Annotated in this window: 16 protein-coding genes; 13 read left to right on the plus strand and 3 right to left on the minus strand. The window is 61.5% G+C overall.

What is annotated here, in order from left to right:
* Positions 1-23: 23 nt before the first annotated feature.
* Complete coding sequence (locus PSH57_RS02745) at positions 24-1,562, minus strand: HDOD domain-containing protein (RefSeq protein ID WP_305387689.1); 1,539 nt, start codon at positions 1,560-1,562, stop codon at positions 24-26.
* A 166-nt stretch (positions 1,563-1,728) separates the two neighbouring features.
* On the opposite strand from PSH57_RS02745, the gene motA reads away from it, so the two are divergent.
* Positions 1,729-2,580: a flagellar motor stator protein MotA gene (motA, locus tag PSH57_RS02750; protein WP_305387690.1), complete on the plus strand. Its 852-nt coding sequence runs from the start codon at positions 1,729-1,731 to the stop codon at positions 2,578-2,580.
* A 1-nt stretch (position 2,581) separates the two neighbouring features.
* A complete protein-coding gene (gene motB, locus PSH57_RS02755) occupies positions 2,582-3,619 on the plus strand; it encodes a flagellar motor protein MotB (RefSeq protein ID WP_305387692.1) in 1,038 nt (345 codons plus the stop codon).
* Between the two features lie 173 nt (positions 3,620-3,792).
* On the opposite strand, the gene rsgA is transcribed toward motB, so the two are convergent.
* Complete coding sequence (gene rsgA, locus PSH57_RS02760; RefSeq protein WP_092395734.1) at positions 3,793-4,824, minus strand: small ribosomal subunit biogenesis GTPase RsgA; 1,032 nt, start codon at positions 4,822-4,824, stop codon at positions 3,793-3,795.
* Between the two features lie 240 nt (positions 4,825-5,064).
* On the opposite strand from rsgA, the gene orn reads away from it, so the two are divergent.
* Together orn and PSH57_RS02770 are read left to right on the plus strand one after the other, a co-directional pair.
* A complete protein-coding gene (orn, locus tag PSH57_RS02765; RefSeq protein WP_024780809.1) occupies positions 5,065-5,607 on the plus strand; it encodes an oligoribonuclease in 543 nt (180 codons plus the stop codon).
* A 235-nt stretch (positions 5,608-5,842) separates the two neighbouring features.
* A complete protein-coding gene (locus PSH57_RS02770) occupies positions 5,843-6,457 on the plus strand; it encodes a trimeric intracellular cation channel family protein (protein ID WP_186656755.1) in 615 nt (204 codons plus the stop codon).
* Here the strand turns inward: PSH57_RS02770 and queG are convergent.
* Entirely contained in the window at positions 6,439-7,518 is a 1,080-nt protein-coding gene (gene queG / locus PSH57_RS02775) for a tRNA epoxyqueuosine(34) reductase QueG (RefSeq protein WP_305387697.1), read from the minus strand. The genes PSH57_RS02770 and queG overlap by 19 nt on opposite strands.
* A gap of 63 nt (positions 7,519-7,581) precedes the next feature.
* Between queG and PSH57_RS02780 the strand changes: the two genes are divergently transcribed.
* The 9 genes from PSH57_RS02780 (at position 7,582) to hflC (ending at position 17,640) form a co-directional block, all read left to right on the plus strand.
* Positions 7,582-9,081: an NAD(P)H-hydrate dehydratase gene (locus PSH57_RS02780; protein WP_305387699.1), complete on the plus strand. Its 1,500-nt coding sequence runs from the start codon at positions 7,582-7,584 to the stop codon at positions 9,079-9,081.
* Positions 9,069-9,539 carry a tRNA (adenosine(37)-N6)-threonylcarbamoyltransferase complex ATPase subunit type 1 TsaE gene (gene tsaE / locus PSH57_RS02785; protein WP_305387701.1) on the plus strand — a complete coding sequence of 157 codons (471 nt, stop codon included), beginning with the start codon at positions 9,069-9,071 and terminating at the stop codon, positions 9,537-9,539. Before PSH57_RS02780 ends, tsaE begins: the two co-directional genes overlap by 13 nt.
* Positions 9,539-10,969 (plus strand): N-acetylmuramoyl-L-alanine amidase, encoded by a 1,431-nt coding sequence (locus PSH57_RS02790; RefSeq protein ID WP_305387703.1) that lies wholly within the window; start codon positions 9,539-9,541, stop codon positions 10,967-10,969. Before tsaE ends, PSH57_RS02790 begins: the two co-directional genes overlap by 1 nt.
* A complete protein-coding gene (mutL, locus tag PSH57_RS02795) occupies positions 10,966-12,879 on the plus strand; it encodes a DNA mismatch repair endonuclease MutL (protein WP_305387704.1) in 1,914 nt (637 codons plus the stop codon). The genes PSH57_RS02790 and mutL overlap by 4 nt, the downstream gene beginning before the upstream one ends.
* Positions 12,879-13,850 (plus strand): tRNA (adenosine(37)-N6)-dimethylallyltransferase MiaA, encoded by a 972-nt coding sequence (miaA, locus tag PSH57_RS02800; RefSeq protein ID WP_305387705.1) that lies wholly within the window; start codon positions 12,879-12,881, stop codon positions 13,848-13,850. Before mutL ends, miaA begins: the two co-directional genes overlap by 1 nt.
* A 91-nt stretch (positions 13,851-13,941) precedes the next feature.
* Positions 13,942-14,202 (plus strand): RNA chaperone Hfq, encoded by a 261-nt coding sequence (hfq, locus tag PSH57_RS02805; protein WP_214913595.1) that lies wholly within the window; start codon positions 13,942-13,944, stop codon positions 14,200-14,202.
* A 12-nt stretch (positions 14,203-14,214) separates the two neighbouring features.
* Positions 14,215-15,516 (plus strand): ribosome rescue GTPase HflX, encoded by a 1,302-nt coding sequence (gene hflX, locus PSH57_RS02810; RefSeq protein WP_305387706.1) that lies wholly within the window; start codon positions 14,215-14,217, stop codon positions 15,514-15,516.
* A gap of 85 nt (positions 15,517-15,601) precedes the next feature.
* Positions 15,602-16,771, plus strand: a complete 1,170-nt coding sequence (hflK, locus tag PSH57_RS02815; protein WP_305387707.1) for an FtsH protease activity modulator HflK — start codon at positions 15,602-15,604, stop codon at positions 16,769-16,771.
* On the plus strand, positions 16,771-17,640 hold the full coding sequence (gene hflC, locus PSH57_RS02820; protein WP_305387709.1) for a protease modulator HflC: 870 nt from the start codon (positions 16,771-16,773) through the stop codon (positions 17,638-17,640). The genes hflK and hflC overlap by 1 nt, the downstream gene beginning before the upstream one ends.
* Positions 17,641-17,851: the final 211 nt, after the last annotated feature.

A 17,851-nucleotide genomic window follows, 5' to 3' on the forward strand; every position in this document is an offset into this window, starting at 1 on the left:
AAAGGGAAAGGATTGTATCAAGATCAGCGGCCGCGGTTGGTAAAGCTGTGCAGGGCTCGTTCGATGCATTGCACGGTTTTGCCGAAGGCCTGCACCGTCACGTCCGAGAACGGCCCGCCGCCCTGGTCCACCGCCACCAGCATGATCACCCGGCCGTTGCAGGTCAGTGAGCGAAGCAGCAGGTGTTCGCCGCGGAACAGGCTGCGTAGTCCCGGCGGCAGCAATGCCGAAAACTGGGCGTTGTTGTCCGGGTTCAGGCGAACTTGGGCCTGTTGGGCCTGCAACCGTTGCAACACCTTGCTTTGGCTGATGGAAAAACTCATGGCCGCCGCTTCTTTGGGCAGGCCGGCGATCTGATGCACGCGCAGGCTGGTCTGGCTGCGGTCGGCCATCAGAATCATCACCCTGCGCATGCCGCATGCCACCAGTGCGTCCCGTGCCGATGTGGTCAGATGCATGGCGTTGCTGAACGGGCTCGGTTCTACCAGCAGTTCGGCGCATTGCTTGCGCCACTGGGTCAGGTCTTCGGCGCTGGGCGGGGCGGCTGGCAGCAGCCCCGGGTGGACGCGCCGGCTGCCCCGGGGCCAGATCAACGCCACGGCCGGATGCCAGAGGTCTGGCATGGTGTTATGACGGGCGCTGTTGACGGCTTGCTGGTGCAATTGCTGCTGGACGTCATCCATGGACATTTGCAGATACAAACTAGTGAGATATTGCCAGCGGGTACTGTGAGGGCCATCCCACGCCTGTTGTGCTGAAAGGGCCAGGCCGTTGGCCAGCAGCACTGTGTTGGCCGGCTGATTGAGCCAGCGCCGCAGGGTCGGGTCATCGTCCAGGCGATTGCGCTGGCGCAGCGGGTGTTCGCTATCGCGGGCTATACGCAGCACTTGCACCAGTTCGCGACGTTCGTTGAGCAGCAGGCGGTAGCCCTGCGCCACCCAGATCGGCAGGCGCCAGGTCTCCACCAGTGCCAGGCAGATTTTCAGCAGGCCGACGCCGAACAACTCGCGCTCCACCTTGCTCGCAGACTGGCCTTTGTGGACAACCCGCAACTCCCACTCTCCCAGCAATCCTGGATGAGTCAGGGCCAGCGGCCAGAGCGGTGACAGAAACAACAGGCTGCCCCAGTGGATGTCTTGCCACAGCCGCGCCAGGCGGCTGGCAAAGAAGCCATTGGCCTGTTGCGTTGCATGCTGGCTGATCAATTGCAGCTGGCGCAGGGCGATGGGTATCTGCTGCTCGGGCAACGAGGGCAGGCGCGCGAGCAATTCTTCGGTGCGCTTGAGGCCGAGGCGGTTGATGGCCACTTCGAGGTTTTCTGCCGGTTCCGCAAAGTTGCCATGGGTGTGATGGTTGGCTTCACGGATGACGCTCAGCGCCAGGGCAGGGCTGTCCTGGATCAGCTCGGCAATGTCACGCAGTGAGCGGTTGCTGTCGGCAATGGCTTTGCAGACCAGGTCATGACTGGCCTGGGGTACTGGCAGATGGACGCCCTCGAGCAGCTTTACCCAGCCTTCGAGCGTGGTCGGTCGTGGAGTTGGAACCTTCGTTTCGTTAGCCATGGCTGGACGCGATCATCATAGGGAGTATCTACGCCCGGAACGGGGCAAATTGGCTTTTCGCCTGAACTGACTATAGTCTGGCGCAGTTTTGCCGATAAGTAGAAGAAGAGATTTTTCAGCTTCCGAATATGACCTTGAACCCGACTTAAATAAGTACTTTCTATCTATGGCTAAAATTATCGGCATCATTGTCGTGTTCGCGAGCGTTCTGGGCGGATACGTGCTTTCCCATGGCAAGATTGCCGCCCTGGTCCAGCCCTTTGAGGTTCTGATCATCGGCGGTGCGGCCCTTGGCGCATTTTTGCAGGCCAACCCCGGCTACATGACGATGCACGTGCTCAAGAAGTCCTTGAGCATGTTCGGCTCGCGTTTCAGCCACACCTTCTACCTTGAGGTGCTGGGGCTGATCTACGAGATCCTCAACAAGAGCCGCCGCGAAGGCATGATGGCGATCGAAGGGGATATCGAAGACGCGGCGTCCAGCCCGATCTTCGCCAAGTACCCCACGGTGCTCAAGGACGATCGCATGACGGCGTTCGTCTGTGACTACCTGCGCATCATGTCGTCCGGCAACATGGCTCCCCATGAGCTCGAAGGCCTGTTCGACATGGAACTGTACAGCCTCAAGGAAGACCTGGAGCACCCGTCTCACGCGGTCAACGGCATTGCCGACGGCATGCCGGGTTTCGGTATCGTTGCGGCGGTATTGGGCATCGTGGTGACCATGGCCTCCCTGGGTGAAGGCGACCAGGCATCTATCGGTCTGCACGTAGGGGCGGCACTGGTAGGTACCTTCTTCGGTATTCTCGCCGCGTATGGCTTCTTCGGCCCGTTGGCCCATTCCCTGGCCCACGACGCCAAGGAAGAACTCAATGTCTACGAAGCCATCAAGGCTTCGCTCGTAGCCTCGGCTTCGGGCATGCCGCCATCGCTGGCTGTGGAGTTCGGTCGCAAGGTTCTGTACCCGGCGCACCGTCCAAGCTTCGCCGAGTTAGAACAAGCGGTTCGCGGTCGCTAAGATGGAAAATAACCAGCCGATCATTATCAAGCGCGTCAAGCGCATAGCCGGTGGGCATCACGGGGGCGCCTGGAAAATCGCCTTCGCCGACTTCGCGACGGCGATGATGGCGTTCTTCCTGGTGCTGTGGCTGCTATCTACCGCCACCCCGGAGCAGAAAATCGCCATTGCCGGTTACTTCAAGGATCCGGTGGGTTTTTCCGAAAGCGGCACGCCCTACATTATCGACCTCGGCGGTTCGCCGACCCTGGCGCCGGAAAATACCCTCAACCCTGAAGTCGAGTCCCAGCCCCAGCCTGACAAGGTCAAGGTGGACGCCGATCAGGCCGAAGGCATGGCCGAGGAGGTTGAGCGCGAGCGTCTGGAGTTGTTGCTGCAAGAGTTGCAGAACAAAGTCGAAGAGAACCCTGAACTGCAGAAGTTCAAGGACCAGATCCTGTTCGAAATCACGCCCAACGGCTTGCGCATCCAGATCATGGACGCCGAGAACCGTCCGATGTTCGACTCTGGCAGCGCGCGCCTGAAACCATACTTCGAAGATATTCTGCTGGCCATGGCCGACACCATCAAAGCGGTGCCGAACAAGATCAGTATCAGTGGTCATACCGATGCCAAGCCCTTCATCGGCAAAGGCGATTTCGGTAACTGGGAGCTTTCCGCCAATCGTGCCAACGCGGCGCGTCGGGCCTTGGTGGCCGGCAGCTATCCGGACGAGCAGGTGGCGCGGGTGGTCGGTTATGCCTCCTCGGCGCTGTTCGACCGCAAAGACCCGTTCAACCCGGTCAACCGGCGTATCGACATCGTGGTGTTGACCAAAAAGGCCCAGAAAGCCATTGAAGGTTCGCAAACCGATGACCCGGCGCCGGACCCGGCCCAAGGCGAGGGCGCGCCAGGTGAAGTGCCGGCAATGCCAGGTGCGGCGGCTGATCCGAACGCATTGCCGGCGGACCAGCAGCCTGTTCCGGCCCATGAGGTGCGCGAGCGTCTGAACCTGTTCGATGATCTCGCGCCGAAACCGGCGGAGCCGCCTGCGCAGTGACCTGACTGGCGAGCGCAAACCTGTGGCGAGGGGATTTATCCCCGTTGGGCTGCGAAGCAGCCCCTCTTTTTTTCATCTGATATTCGGGGTTGAATAAAAAGGGGGGGCGCTTCGCGCCCCAGCGGGGATAAATCTCCTCGCCACAACTGTGTCCGGCTTGCCTTCCTTTCAGATCAGTAACTGCTTTCCGGCAAGCTGGCGATGATCGAGCGGTAGCTGTTCATCCGTTGCTGTTGCACACGACCGTCTTCCAGCGCCTTGAGCAGGGCGCAACCGGGTTCGCGGTCGTGCTTGCAGTCGCGGAAGCGGCAGGTGCCGATCAGGTCGTTGAACTCGATGAACCCCGCTTCCACATCGGCTCGGCTGACATGGCCCAGGCCAAATTCGCGGATGCCCGGCGAGTCGATCAGTTCACCGCCGCCGGGGAAGTGGAACAACCGCGCAGTGGTGGTGGTGTGAGTGCCCTGGCCGGACAGCTCGGACAACGGCCCGACGCGCGTCTCGACTTCCGGCAGCAGGCTGTTGACCAGCGACGACTTGCCGACACCAGACTGGCCGACGAATACGCTGATGCGCCCGTCCAGTTGTTCCTGCAATTTCTCCATGCCGTCGCCGTGGTGGGCCGAAACTTCCAGCACCGGGTAGCCCAATTGCCGATAGACCGAGAGCAAGGCGTTCAGCGCCGGGGCGTTGTGCTCGTCGATCAGGTCGAATTTGTTGAGCAGCAACAGTGGGCGGATGCCGGCGTGTTCGGCTGCCACCAGATAACGGTCGATCAGGTTGGCGTGGGGCTCGGGCAGCGGGGCGAAGACGATGACGATCATGTCGACGTTGGCCGCTACCGGCTTGAGCTGGCCTCGGCTGTCCGGGCGGCACAGCTCGGTGTGGCGCGGCAGTTGTGCCACGATCACGCCGATGCCTTGGTTGCCGGCACGCCAGACCACCTGGTCGCCGGTGACCAGGGCCGGCAGGTTGGCTCGCAGATGGCAGCGGAATACCTGGCCGGCCAATTCGCCTTCACGGGCCTCGACCTCGACCTGTACCCCGAAGTGCGCGATCACCAGACCTGTCTGTTCCGGGCCGAGGTCGCCGCCCTCAAGCGCTTGTACCGCGCTGGATTCGCGTTTGGCGGCGCGGGCGGCGCGCTCGCCCTGGATCTTTTCGATGCGCCAGTTTTGACGACGATTGAGTTGGCGTTTGGCCATGGGTGTTCCGTATGAAGAATGCAGCGATTAGGTAAAACGGCCGCGAGTTTAGCACGCCCAGGGGCCCGCCTCGGGTTTGAACGAAAAGTCGCCGAGCGGCGATCAGGCAAGGCGAAAACAGGCGAGGAAGCGGCGTTGATGAGCATTCCGAGCCTGTTTTCAACGCAGCCTGATCGTCGCGCAGGCACTTTTCGTTCAAAGCCTAAGCTAAACTGCGCAGCTACGCCGAGGAGCTCCCCCATGCAAAACCCGCAGAACCTGATCTGGATCGACCTGGAAATGACCGGTCTGAACCCGGACACCGATGTCATCATCGAAATGGCCACTATCGTCACCGACAGTGACCTCAACACCCTGGCCGAAGGCCCTGTGATCGCGATCCATCACAGCGACGAAATCCTGGCCGGTATGGACGAATGGAACACCCGCCAGCACGGCGGCTCCGGGCTGACCCAGCGGGTGCGCGAGAGCAAAATCAGCATGGCTGAGGCCGAAGCCCAGACCATCGCCTTTCTGGAGCAGTGGGTGCCAAAGGGCAAATCACCGATCTGCGGCAACAGCATCTGCCAGGATCGGCGCTTCCTCTATACCCACATGAAATCCCTGGAAAGCTACTTCCACTACCGCAACCTGGACGTCTCCACCCTCAAGGAGCTGGCCGCCCGCTGGGCTCCAGAGGTGCGTGACAGCTTCCAGAAGGGCGGCAGCCACCTGGCCCTGGACGACATCCGCGAGTCCATCGCCGAGTTGCAGCATTACCGCAAGCATTTCATCAAGTTCTGATTGAAGCACACGGCGCTCTTGTGGCGAGCGGGGTGTGGGAGCAAGGCTTGTGGGAGCAAAGCTTGCTCGCGAAACAGGCGCCTCGGTCTCTGAAAGACCGCAGCGCCATCATCGCGGGCAAGCCTTGCGCCCACAACTCTCCTCGCCACTGGGATTGTGTTGGACATGTCGGAGCCGCCCTCTTTTGGTGCCTGCCCAAACTGGCTAGACTGCGCGCCTTCCTGCAAGGACCGCCATCATGTTGCTGATGCTTTATCTGATCGCCATCACCGCTGAAGCGATGACCGGTGCCTTGTCTGCCGGGCGTCGTGGCATGGACTGGTTTGGCGTGGTGCTGATCGCCTGCGTCACCGCGTTGGGGGGTGGCTCGGTGCGCGATGTGCTGCTCGGTCATTACCCGCTCACCTGGGTCAAGCACCCGGAATACCTGGTGCTGACCACCGCGGCGGCGATGCTGACGGTGATCCTGGCGCGCTGGATGCGCCATTTGCGCTCGTTGTTCCTGGTGCTCGATGCCGTGGGCTTGGTGGCGTTCACCCTGATCGGCTGCATGACCGCCCTGGAAATGGGCCACGGCATGTTGGTGGCTTCGGTCAGCGGTGTGATTACCGGCGTTTTCGGTGGCATCTTGCGGGACATTTTCTGCAACGACATCCCGCTGATCTTCCGCCGCGAGCTCTATGCCAGCGTCTCGTTTGCCGCGGCGTGGTGCTACATGCTGTGTGTCTATCTGCAGTTGCCGAGTGAGCAGGCGATCCTTATCACTCTGTTCGGCGGTTTCCTGTTGCGGCTCCTGGCGATCCGCTTTCACTGGGAAATGCCGAAGTTCGTCTACAACGACGAGGTCTGACGCTCGGCGTGTTGGCGCAACGCCCACTCGACATGCTCGCGCACCAGTTCCGATGGGTAATCGCGCCGCGCTTCAAGCGCTTGCAAGACCGGGATGGTTGAAGGTGCATTCCCCAATCCCACCGCCAGGTTGCGCAGCCAGCTTTCGTACCCGGCTCGGCGCAGGGGCGAGCCTTCGGTACTGCTGAGGAATTTTTCCTCGTCCCACATGAACAGCTCGGCCAACCCGGCATTGTCCAGGTTGTGTCGCGGCTTGAAGTCGCTTTCTCCGGACGGCCGGGCGAAGCGGTTCCACGGGCAGACGATCTGGCAGTCATCGCAACCGAACACCCGATTACCGATCAACGGCCGCAGTTCTTCGGGGATGGCGCTTTTGAGTTCGATGGTGAGGTAGGAAATGCAGCGTCGGGCATCCAGGACGTAGGGGCCGACGAAGGCATTCGTAGGGCAGATGTCCAGGCATGCGGTGCATTTTCCGCAGTGTTCGCTGGCGTGGGGCGGGTCCGCCGGCAGCGGCAGGTCGACGAACAACTCGCTCAGGAAAAAATAACTACCGGCCTTGCGGTTCAATACCAAGGTGTTTTTACCGATCCAGCCCAGCCCGGCCTGTTCGGCGATGGCTTTTTCCAGCACCGGCGCGCTGTCGACGAAGGCGCGATAGCCGAAGGGGCCGATGGCCGCCTGGATTTTTTCTGCCAGTTGTTGCACGCGTTTACGGATCAATTTGTGGTAATCGCGGCCCAACGCATAGCGCGAGACGTAGGCTTTTTCCGGTTGGGCGAGCCTCTGCGCCATTTGCGTGTCTCCCGGCAGGTAGTCCATGCGCAGGGAAACCACGCGCAATGTGCCCGGCACCAGCTCCTCGGGGTGCGAGCGTTTGCTGCCGTGGGCACCCATGTATTGCATTTCGCCGTGGTAGCCGGCGTCGAGCCAGCGTTGCAGGTGGTGCTCATGCTCGGCCAGGTCCAGGCCGCTGATGCCGACCTGCTGGAAACCCAGCTCGCGACCCCAGTCCTTGATGGATTGGGCGAGGGCGGGGAGATCTATGGGAATGACAGGCATGAGGCGAGAGAAACCGGAGCTGAGATGCGTATAATTCTGCCAGACATCGGAGCCTGAAGACGCATGCCGCACACTAAAGATGATTTTCCCGACGCGCTGTACAGTGCCGCGCAGGTCCGGGACCTCGACGCACAACTGATCGCGGCAGGCACGACTGGCTTCGAATTGATGCAGCGTGCGGCCCGCGCCACCTGGCGGGCCATTGTCCGGCGCTGGCCAGACGCCAGGGAGCTGACCGTGCTGGCCGGGCATGGCAACAACGCCGGCGATGGTTATCTGGTGGCGACCCTGGCCCGACGCGCCGGTTGGTCAGTGCGGGTGCTAACGGTGGGCGAGCCCCGGCGGTTGCAGGGGGATGCCGCCAATGCCCACGCCGAGGCGGTGGCGGTAGGTGTGCCGGTGGAGTCATGGTCGGACGAGTCCGACTTGCGCGGTGTGCTGCTCGACGCCTTGCTCGGCACCGGATTGAGTGGCGAAGTACGCGAGCCCTACGTTCGGGCAATCGATACCATCAATGTCAGTGGTCTGCCAGTGGCCGCGGTGGATATCCCTTCGGGGCTGTGTGCCGACACGGGACGGGTGCTGGGTACGGCAGTGGCGGCCGACCTGACCGTAACCTTTATTGGCCTGAAGCTGGGCCTGTTCACTGGCGATGCGGCGGACCGGGTCGGTGAACTGATATTCAATGATCTGCATGCCGATCCCGACATCGTCGAGGCAGCGCCAGCCACGGCCCGGCTTCTGCTGCCCCATAATCTGCCGTCCCTGACGCCTCGTGCGCGCACATCCCACAAAGGCAAGTTCGGTCATGTCCTGTTGATCGGCGGCGACCGAGGTTTTGGCGGCGCCATCCAGATGAGCGCCGAAAGTGCCCTGCGCTGCGGCGCGGGGATGGTCTCCATGGCCACTCGCAACGAGCATGTGTCCGCTGCGCTGACGCGTTTACCCGAAGTCATGGTGCAGGGCACCCACTCGGCCAACCAATTGATGGGGTTGCTTGAGCAGGCCACGGTGTTGGTGGTTGGTCCGGGCCTGGGCCAGGCTGCGTGGGGGCGTAGCCTGTTGTCGGCGGCGGCCAACACATCACTGCCCCAGGTGTGGGATGCCGATGCGCTGAACCTGCTGAGCAGTGGCGCGGTCAGTTTGCCCGAGCACTGTGTGATCACCCCTCATCCGGGCGAGGCGGCGCGGCTTCTGGGTATCTCCACGGCCCAGGTGCAGGCCGATCGTCCGGCGGCAGCCCACGCCTTGAGCAAAAAGTACGCGGCCACGGTGATTCTCAAGGGCGCTGGCAGTCTGATTGCCAGTGCGGACGGTCGCCTGTCGGTTTGCGGTCAGGGCCATCCGGCCATGGCTACGGCAGGCCTCGGGGATGTGCTGGCCGGGGTGGTCGGCGCGTTGCTCGCCCAAGGCATGGAGGGCTTCGATGCCGCCTGCCTGGGAGTGTGGTTGCATGCCAATGCCGGTGTGCAAACCGGTCAGTCGGGCCGGGGGTTGGCGGCGACCGATCTGATCCCGGCCATTCGTCAGTTGTTGGAGGAGCATTCACCGTGTCTGAAGTAACCCTGTACGTGGCGGACGAACAAGCCATGACACAATTGGGGGAGCGCATTGCGCGTACCACGGCAGGCCATGGTCTGATTTTTCTGGAGGGCGACCTCGGCGCGGGAAAAACCACCCTGTCCCGCGGCATTATTCGTGGCTTGGGACACATCGGCGCAGTGAAAAGTCCTACGTTCACGTTGGTTGAGCCCTACGAGATCGGCGACATTCGTGCCTTCCATTTCGACCTGTATCGACTGGTGGATCCTGAAGAATTGGAATTCCTCGGTATCCGCGATTACTTCGAAGATGACGCCTTGTGTCTGATCGAATGGCCCCAGAAAGGTGCAGGCTTTTTGCCAAAGCCTGACCTGACCATTACCATTGGCGCGCAGAACGGCGGGCGTTCGTTGATACTGACGCCGCAAGGCTCGCGCGGCGAGTCGTGGTGTGCCGCTTTGGCATTGGAAACTAATTGATGATGGGGTTTGGTATGCGCTTTCGCGCGGTGGTTGCTGTCGTAGGAATGTTGCTTACGGCACTGGCCGTCGATGCTGTGGCTCAGACGAAGGTCAGCAGCGTTCGTCTGTGGCGGGCGCCGGACAACACTCGGCTGGTGTTCGACCTGACGGGGCCGGTGCAGCACAGCGTATTCACCCTGACCGCTCCGGATCGCCTGGTGATCGACATCAATGGCGCGTCCCTGGGGGCGCCGCTGACTGCCGCCACCGCCAACACGCCGATCACGGCCATTCGCTCGGCTCAGCGCACGCCGACTGACCTGCGGGTCGTCATCGACCTGAAAAAGGCCGTGACCCCGAAAAGCTTCACCCTGACGCCCAACGCCCAGTACGGCAATCGGCTGGTGGTGGATCTGTTCGACAACCCGGCCGATGCCGCGCCACCGCCTCCACCTCCGACCAAAGTCGCCACAGTGCCAGCGGTACCGGTCACGCCAACCGAGCCTGCTCTCAAGCTACCGCCGATGCCGTCCGGCAAGCGCGACATCATCGTTGTGATCGATGCCGGTCACGGTGGTGAGGACCCTGGCGCCTCTGGCTCGCGCGGGCAACGTGAAAAGGACGTGGTGTTGTCCATCGCCCGTGAGTTGCAGCGCCAGGTCAACGGCATGAAAGGCTTTCGCGCCGAGTTGACACGTACCGGCGACTACTTCATCCCGTTGCGTGGCCGTACCGAAATCGCCCGCAAGAAGGGCGCGGACCTGTTCGTTTCGATCCATGCCGACGCCGCCCCTTCAAAAGCCGCGTTCGGGGCCTCGGTGTTTGCCCTGTCCGACCGGGGTGCCACCTCCGAGACCGCCCGTTGGCTGGCTGACAGCGAAAACCGTTCCGACCTGATTGGCGGCGCCGGCAACGTCAGCCTCGATGACAAGGACCGCATGCTCGCTGGCGTGCTGCTCGATCTGTCAATGACGGCCTCGCTGACGTCCAGCCTTAACGTCGGCCAAAAAGTCTTGAGCAACATTGGGCGCGTCACGCCGCTGCACAAGCGGCGCGTCGAACAGGCAGGGTTCATGGTGCTCAAGTCGCCGGATATTCCGTCGATCCTGGTGGAAACCGGGTTCATCTCCAATGCCAACGAAGCCTCGAAGCTGACGTCCTCCAGTCATCAACAGGCCCTGGCCCGGTCCATCAGCAGCGGCGTGCGCCAGTTCTTCCAGCAGAACCCGCCACCGGGCACCTACATCGCCTGGCTGCGAGACTCCGGCAAGATCGCCCAGGGACCACGGGATCATCGGGTCAATCCTGGCGAAACCCTGGCCATGATCGCCGTGCGCTATCAGGTGTCGCCCGCGTCCCTGCGCAGTGCCAATAATCTTAAGAGCGACGACCTCAAGATCGGCCAGACCCTGACTATTCCCGGCAACGACGTGGTGGTCAAGCAATGAGCGATGAACTGACCGGCAGCAACGCCCGCATCGAACTGCTCAGCCCCCGGCTGGCGAACCAGATCGCCGCCGGTGAGGTGGTCGAGCGTCCGGCGTCGGTCATCAAGGAGTTGCTGGAGAACAGTCTCGACTCCGGGGCCAAACGCATCGATGTGGATATCGAGCAGGGCGGCGTCAAGCTGTTGCGAGTGCGCGATGACGGTGGCGGCATTCCTGCCGACGACCTGCCATTGGCCCTGGCGCGCCACGCCACCAGCAAGATCCGCGACCTGGAAGACCTCGAGCGGGTCATGAGCCTGGGGTTCCGTGGCGAGGCACTGGCCTCCATCAGTTCGGTGTCGCGCCTGACACTCACCTCCCGTACCCGTGAAGCCGACCAGGCCTGGCAGGTCGAAACCGAAGGGCGGGACATGGCGTCCCGCGTCCAGCCTGCGGCCCATCCGGTGGGCACCTCGGTGGAAGTACGCGACCTGTTCTTCAATACCCCGGCCCGACGCAAGTTTCTCAAGGCTGAGAAGACTGAATTCGATCATTTGCAGGAAGTCATCAAGCGCCTGGCCCTGGCGCGTTTTGACGTGGCGTTCCATTTGCGCCACAACGGCAAGACCATCCTCAGCCTGCACGAGGCCCATGATGATGCGGCCCGGGCGCGACGCGTCGGCGCGGTGTGCGGTGCGGGCTTCCTGGAGCAGGCATTGCCCATCGAAGTGGAGCGCAATGGCCTGCACCTGTGGGGTTGGGTCGGGCTGCCGACTTTTTCTCGCAGCCAGGCGGACTTGCAGTACTTCTACGTAAACGGGCGCGCGGTGCGCGACAAACTGGTGGCCCACGCGGTGCGCCAGGCCTATCGCGACGTGTTGTTCAACGGTCGGCATCCGACCTTCGTGCTGTTTTTCGAAGTCGACCCCGCGGTGGTGGACGTCAACGTGCACCCGACCAAGCATGAAGTGCGCTTTCGTGACGGGCGCATGGTGCACGATTTCCTCTACGGCACCTTGCACCGCGCCTTGGGTGATGTGCGCCCCGAAGATCAATTGGCGGCACCGGCGGCAGTGGCCGGCATGGTCCGGCCAACGGGGCTGGAGGCTGGCGAATTCGGACCTCAAGGCGAAATGCGTCTGGCCGCCAACGCACTGCTGGAACAACCCCAGCCCCAGCCGACCTACAACGCCGCCGGGACCGGCGCCGGCAGCGGTTACCAGTACCAATACACCCCGCGTGCGCAATCGAGCGTGCCCGCCGCCGAAGCTCAGGCGGCTTATCGCGAGTTTTTCAAACCCCTGCCTGAGACCGGTGCGGCGGCGTTGCCGGACGGCCAGGGTGACATTCCGCCACTGGGTTATGCCCTGGCGCAGCTCAAAGGGATCTATATCCTCTCGGAAAATGCCCAGGGCCTGGTCCTGGTAGACATGCATGCCGCCCACGAGCGGATCATGTACGAGCGCCTGAAAATCGCCATGGCCAGTGAAGGCCTTAGCGGGCAACCGCTGCTGGTGCCTGAATCCCTGGCGGTCAGCCAGCGTGAGGCCGATTGCGCCGAGGAGCATGTGAGCTGGTTCCAGCGCCTGGGCTTTGAGCTGCAGCGCCTGGGCCCGGAAACCCTGGCGATCCGGCAGATCCCGGCCCTGTTGAAACAGGCCGAGGCCAACCGACTGGTCAGCGACGTGCTGGCGGACCTGATGGAGTACGGCACCAGCGACCGGATCCAGGCGCACCTGAACGAACTGCTCGGCACCATGGCCTGTCACGGCGCAATCCGCGCCAACCGGCGCCTGGCCTTGCCGGAAATGAACGGTCTGCTGCGGGACATGGAAAATACTGAGCGCAGCGGTCAATGCAACCATGGCCGGCCGACCTGGACCCAACTGGGCCTGGACGACCTGGACAAACTGTTCCTGCGCGGTCGTTGATGAGCCAATTACCTCCTGCGATCTTTCTGATGGGGCCAACCGCTGCCGGTAAGACCGACCTGGCCATTGAATTGACCAAAGTACTGCCCTGCGAGCTGATCAGCGTCGATTCGGCCTTGGTCTACCGGGGTATGGATATCGGCACCGCCAAGCCGTCAAAAGAGCTGCTGGCTGAGTTCCCACACCGACTGATCGACATCCTGGATCCGGCCGAGGCTTACTCGGCAGCGGATTTTCGCCGCGATGCCCTTCAGGCCATGGCCGAAATCACCGCCAGAGGCAAGATTCCGCTGCTGGTGGGCGGCACGATGCTGTATTACAAGGCCCTGGTCGAGGGGTTGGCGGATATGCCGGCAGCCGATCCCAGCGTGCGTGCGCAGATCGAAGAAGAGGCTGCACGCCTTGGCTGGCAAGCTTTGCACGAACAATTGGCGGTCATCGACCCGGAGTCGGCAGCGCGTATTCACCCCAACGACCCGCAGCGGCTCAGTCGGGCGCTGGAGGTTTATCGGGTCAGCGGTCAGAGCATGACCGCTCTGCGACAGCGACAATCTGCGCAAAGTACTGAAGCAGCCGCTTCGGGAATGCAACAATTGCCCTATACTGTCGCCAATCTGGCCATCGCTCCGGCGAACCGGCAAGTGCTTCATCGGCGAATTGAACAAAGATTCACATTAATGTTGGAACAGGGATTCATAGACGAGGTCGTAGCCCTGCGTGAGCGAAGTGACCTGCATGCCGGGTTGCCGTCTATACGTGCGGTGGGCTATCGACAAGTCTGGGACTATCTTGACGGCAAGCTGACGTTAGCCGAGATGCAGGAGCGTGGAATCATTGCCACGCGCCAATTGGCGAAACGCCAGTTCACCTGGCTGCGCAGCTGGACTGACCTGCACTGGCTTGACAGTCTCGATTGCGACAATCTGCCACGCGCCTTGAAATACCTTGGGACCATCTCCATATTGAGCTGAGTCCTTGCAATTGCCGTCTATCCTTGGGGGTGTGACGGCCCAAGCCATCTGATTCCGATTTTAATTATTGATCCTTAAAGGAGTGCGGCACATGTCAAAAGGGCATTCGCTACAAGACCCTTACTTGAACACTTTACGTAAAGAGAAAGTTGGGGTGTCCATCTATCTGGTCAACGGGATCAAACTGCAAGGCCAGATCGAGTCTTTCGACCAGTTCGTCATCCTTCTGAAAAACACCGTCAGCCAGATGGTCTACAAGCACGCGATCTCGACAGTAGTGCCCGTCCGAGCGATTCGTCTGCCTAGCGCGACCGAATCCGAAGCCGGTGATGCTGAACCGGGTAACGCTTGATAGGAGTCTCCTTTGTTCTTTGAGCGCCACGGTGGGGGTGAGCGGGCCATTCTCGTTCACTTGGATGGACAAGACCCTGAGGCGCGCGAAGATCCGCAGGAGTTTCAGGAATTGGCACTTTCGGCCGGCGCCGAGACCGTCGCGTTTTTTAACGTGCCGCGTCATCGGCCAACCGCCAAATACCTGATAGGCAGCGGCAAGGTCGAGGAATTGCGCGACCTGGTCAAAACCGAACAGGTCGACCTGGTGATTTTCAATCACATTCTCACGCCCAGTCAGGAGCGTAACCTCGAACGTGTGTTCGAGTGTCGCGTGATCGACCGCACAGGGCTGATTCTCGACATCTTCGCCCAACGCGCCCGTACCCATGAAGGCAAGCTCCAGGTCGAACTGGCCCAGCTTGAACACATGAGTACGCGGCTGGTTCGTGGCTGGACCCACCTTGAGCGGCAGAAGGGCGGTATCGGTCTGCGCGGTCCGGGTGAGACCCAGCTGGAAACCGACCGGCGTCTGCTGCGGGTTCGCCTGCGCCAGATCAAGGGGCGCCTGGAAAAGGTCCGCAGTCAGCGTGAGCAATCACGACGCGGCCGCAAGCGTGCTGATATCCCGACGGTTTCACTGGTGGGTTATACCAACGCCGGTAAATCGACGCTGTTCAATAACGTGACCCAATCCGACGTCTACGCCGCCGACCAGTTGTTCGCCACGCTCGATCCGACCCTGCGCCGGCTCGATCTGGACGACCTCGGGCCGATTGTGCTGGCCGACACCGTGGGCTTCATTCGGCACCTGCCGCATAAGCTGGTCGAGGCTTTTCGGGCTACGCTCGAAGAGTCGAGCAACTCCGACCTGCTGCTGCACGTGATCGATGCCGCCGAGCCGGACCGGATGCTGCAGATCGAGCAGGTCATGGTGGTGCTGGGCGAGATCGGAGCCCAGGACTTGCCGATCCTTGAGGTATACAACAAACTCGATTTGCTCGAAGGCGTGGAGCCGCAGATCCAGCGCGATGCCGATGGCAAACCGCAGCGGGTCTGGTTATCGGCCCGCGACGGTTCTGGTCTGGATCTGCTCAAGCAGGCCGTGGCGGAGCTATTGGGCAACGACCTGTTTGTCGGCACGCTGAAGTTGCCGCAACGTTTTGCCCGGCTGCGGGCCCAGTTCTTTGAACTCGGAGCGGTGCAGAAAGAAGAACATGATGAAGAAGGCATCTGCCTGCTGGCGGTTCGCCTGCCTCGGGCGGAGCTCAATCGACTGGTCAGTCGCGAAGGGCTGCAGCCGATGGAATTCATCGAGCAACACACTTTGCAATAAAAGCCTGAGAAAGCGGTGTCAGGCATTCTGTAGCATTGGTCGGCGCGCCGTGGGTGCGTCTTTGCTTTATCAGATGGAGAGCGCTATGGCTTGGAATGAGCCGGGTGGCAACTCGAATAATCAGGATCCCTGGGGTGGCAAACGTCGTAACAACGGCGACCGCAAGGGACCGCCGGATCTCGACGAGGCCTTCCGAAAGCTGCAGGAAAGCCTGAACGGTTTGTTCGGTGGTGGTAAGAAACGCGGTGACGATGGGGGTGGTCGTTCGGGCAAGGGCGGCGGTTTCGGCCTGCTCGGCATCGGTCTCGTCGTGCTCGCAGCTGTCTGGCTGTATAGCGCGGTTTATGTCGTGGACGAGCAGGAGCAGGCTGTAGTGCTGCGCTTTGGCAAGTACTACGAAACTGTCGGGCCGGGCCTGAATATCTATTTCCCGCCGATCGACAAGAAGTTCATGGAAAACGTCACGCGTGAGCGTGCCTACACCAAGCAGGGCCAGATGCTCACTGAAGACGAAAACATCGTCGAAGTGCCGCTGACCGTGCAATACAAGATCTCCAATCTGCAAGACTTCGTCCTGAACGTCGACCAGCCGGAAATCAGCCTGCAGCACGCAACTGAAAGCGCCTTGCGCCATGTGGTGGGCTCCACCGCCATGGATCAGGTGCTGACAGAAGGTCGTGAGTTGATGGCCAGCGAAATCAAGGAGCGCCTGCAACGGTTCCTCGACACCTATCGCACCGGTATCACCGTTACCCAGGTCAACGTTCAGAGCGCAGCGGCACCGCGTGAAGTCCAGGAAGCCTTCGATGACGTGATCCGTGCCCGTGAAGACGAGCAGCGTTCGCGTAACCAGGCCGAGACCTACGCCAACGGCGTCGTGCCGGAAGCCCGTGGTCAGGCCCAGCGCATCATTGAAGATGCCAACGGTTATCGCGACGAAGTGGTTTCCCGTGCCAAGGGTGAGGCGGACCGCTTCACCAAGCTGGTGGCCGAGTACCGCAAGGCGCCTGAAGTGACCCGCGAGCGTCTCTATCTGGACACCATGCAGGAAGTCTTCAGCAACACCAGCAAGGTCCTCGTGACCGGCAACAAGAACGGCCAGAGCAATCTGCTGTACTTGCCGCTGGACAAGATGGTCGAAGGCGGTCGTAAAACCGGCACGCCGCCGTCCAGCACGGCCGCCGCCGGCAATGAAGCCAATGCCCGCGCGGCGGAGCAGCAGCAACAGCAAGCACGTACCAGGGAGAGTCGCTGATGAGCAATAAATCGCTGATCGCCCTTATTGTCGGTGTCGTCGTGGCGATCGCTGCCTGGAACTGCTTCTACATCGTGGCTCAGACCGAGCGTGCGGTGTTACTGCAATTCGGTCGCGTGGTCGAGGCGGATGTCCAGCCGGGCCTGCATGTGAAGGTGCCGTACGTCAACAAGGTGCGCAAGTTCGATGGCCGCCTGATGACGCTGGATGCGCCGACACAACGCTTCCTGACGCTGGAAAAGAAAGCCGTGATGGTGGACGCCTACGCCAAGTGGCGGGTGAAAGATGCCGAGCGCTTCTACACCGCGACTTCCGGCCTCAAGCAGATCGCCGACGAGCGTCTGTCCCGTCGTCTGGAATCGGGCCTGCGTGACCAGTTCGGTAAGCGCACGCTGCATGAAGTCGTGTCCGGTGAGCGTGATGCGCTCATGGCCGACATCACCCGTTCGCTGAACGCAATGGCGGAAAAAGAGCTGGGTATCGAAGTTGTCGATGTCCGGGTCAAGGCCATCGACCTGCCGAAGGAAGTGAACCGCAGCGTGTTCGAGCGGATGAGTACTGAGCGTGAGCGTGAAGCTCGCGAGCACCGCGCCAAGGGTAACGAGCTGGCTGAAGGCATCCGTGCCGACGCCGATCGCCAACGTCGCGTGTTGCTGGCCGAAGCCTATCGTGAATCGGAAGAGCTGCGTGGTGATGGTGATGCCCAGGCCGCTTCGATCTACGCCAATGCCTACGGCCAGGATCAGGAGTTCTACGCGTTCTACCGTAGCCTGCGTGCCTACCGTGAAAGCTTTGCGGACAAATCCGACGTCCTGGTCCTTGACCCAAGCAGCGACTTCTTCCAGTACCTGGAAAAGTCCAAGCCTTGACGCGACGTTGACCTGAAACACTCCGCCCGGCGGCTAAAGCGTCGGGCGGGGTGATCCTTTGGGAAAACGTGTGTATGATGCGGCAGCCGGGAAATTCCCGGCTTTTTTGCGTCTGCACGTTCGATTGCGGTTTTGGTTGCAGGCGTCGGGTTGTACGACTCGACAGGTTTTTCGAGGAAAGTGCTTGGCGAGGCCGACTACAGGCCATTCG

The organism is Pseudomonas hefeiensis, from assembly GCF_030687835.1.
Taxonomy (GTDB): domain Bacteria; phylum Pseudomonadota; class Gammaproteobacteria; order Pseudomonadales; family Pseudomonadaceae; genus Aquipseudomonas; species Aquipseudomonas hefeiensis.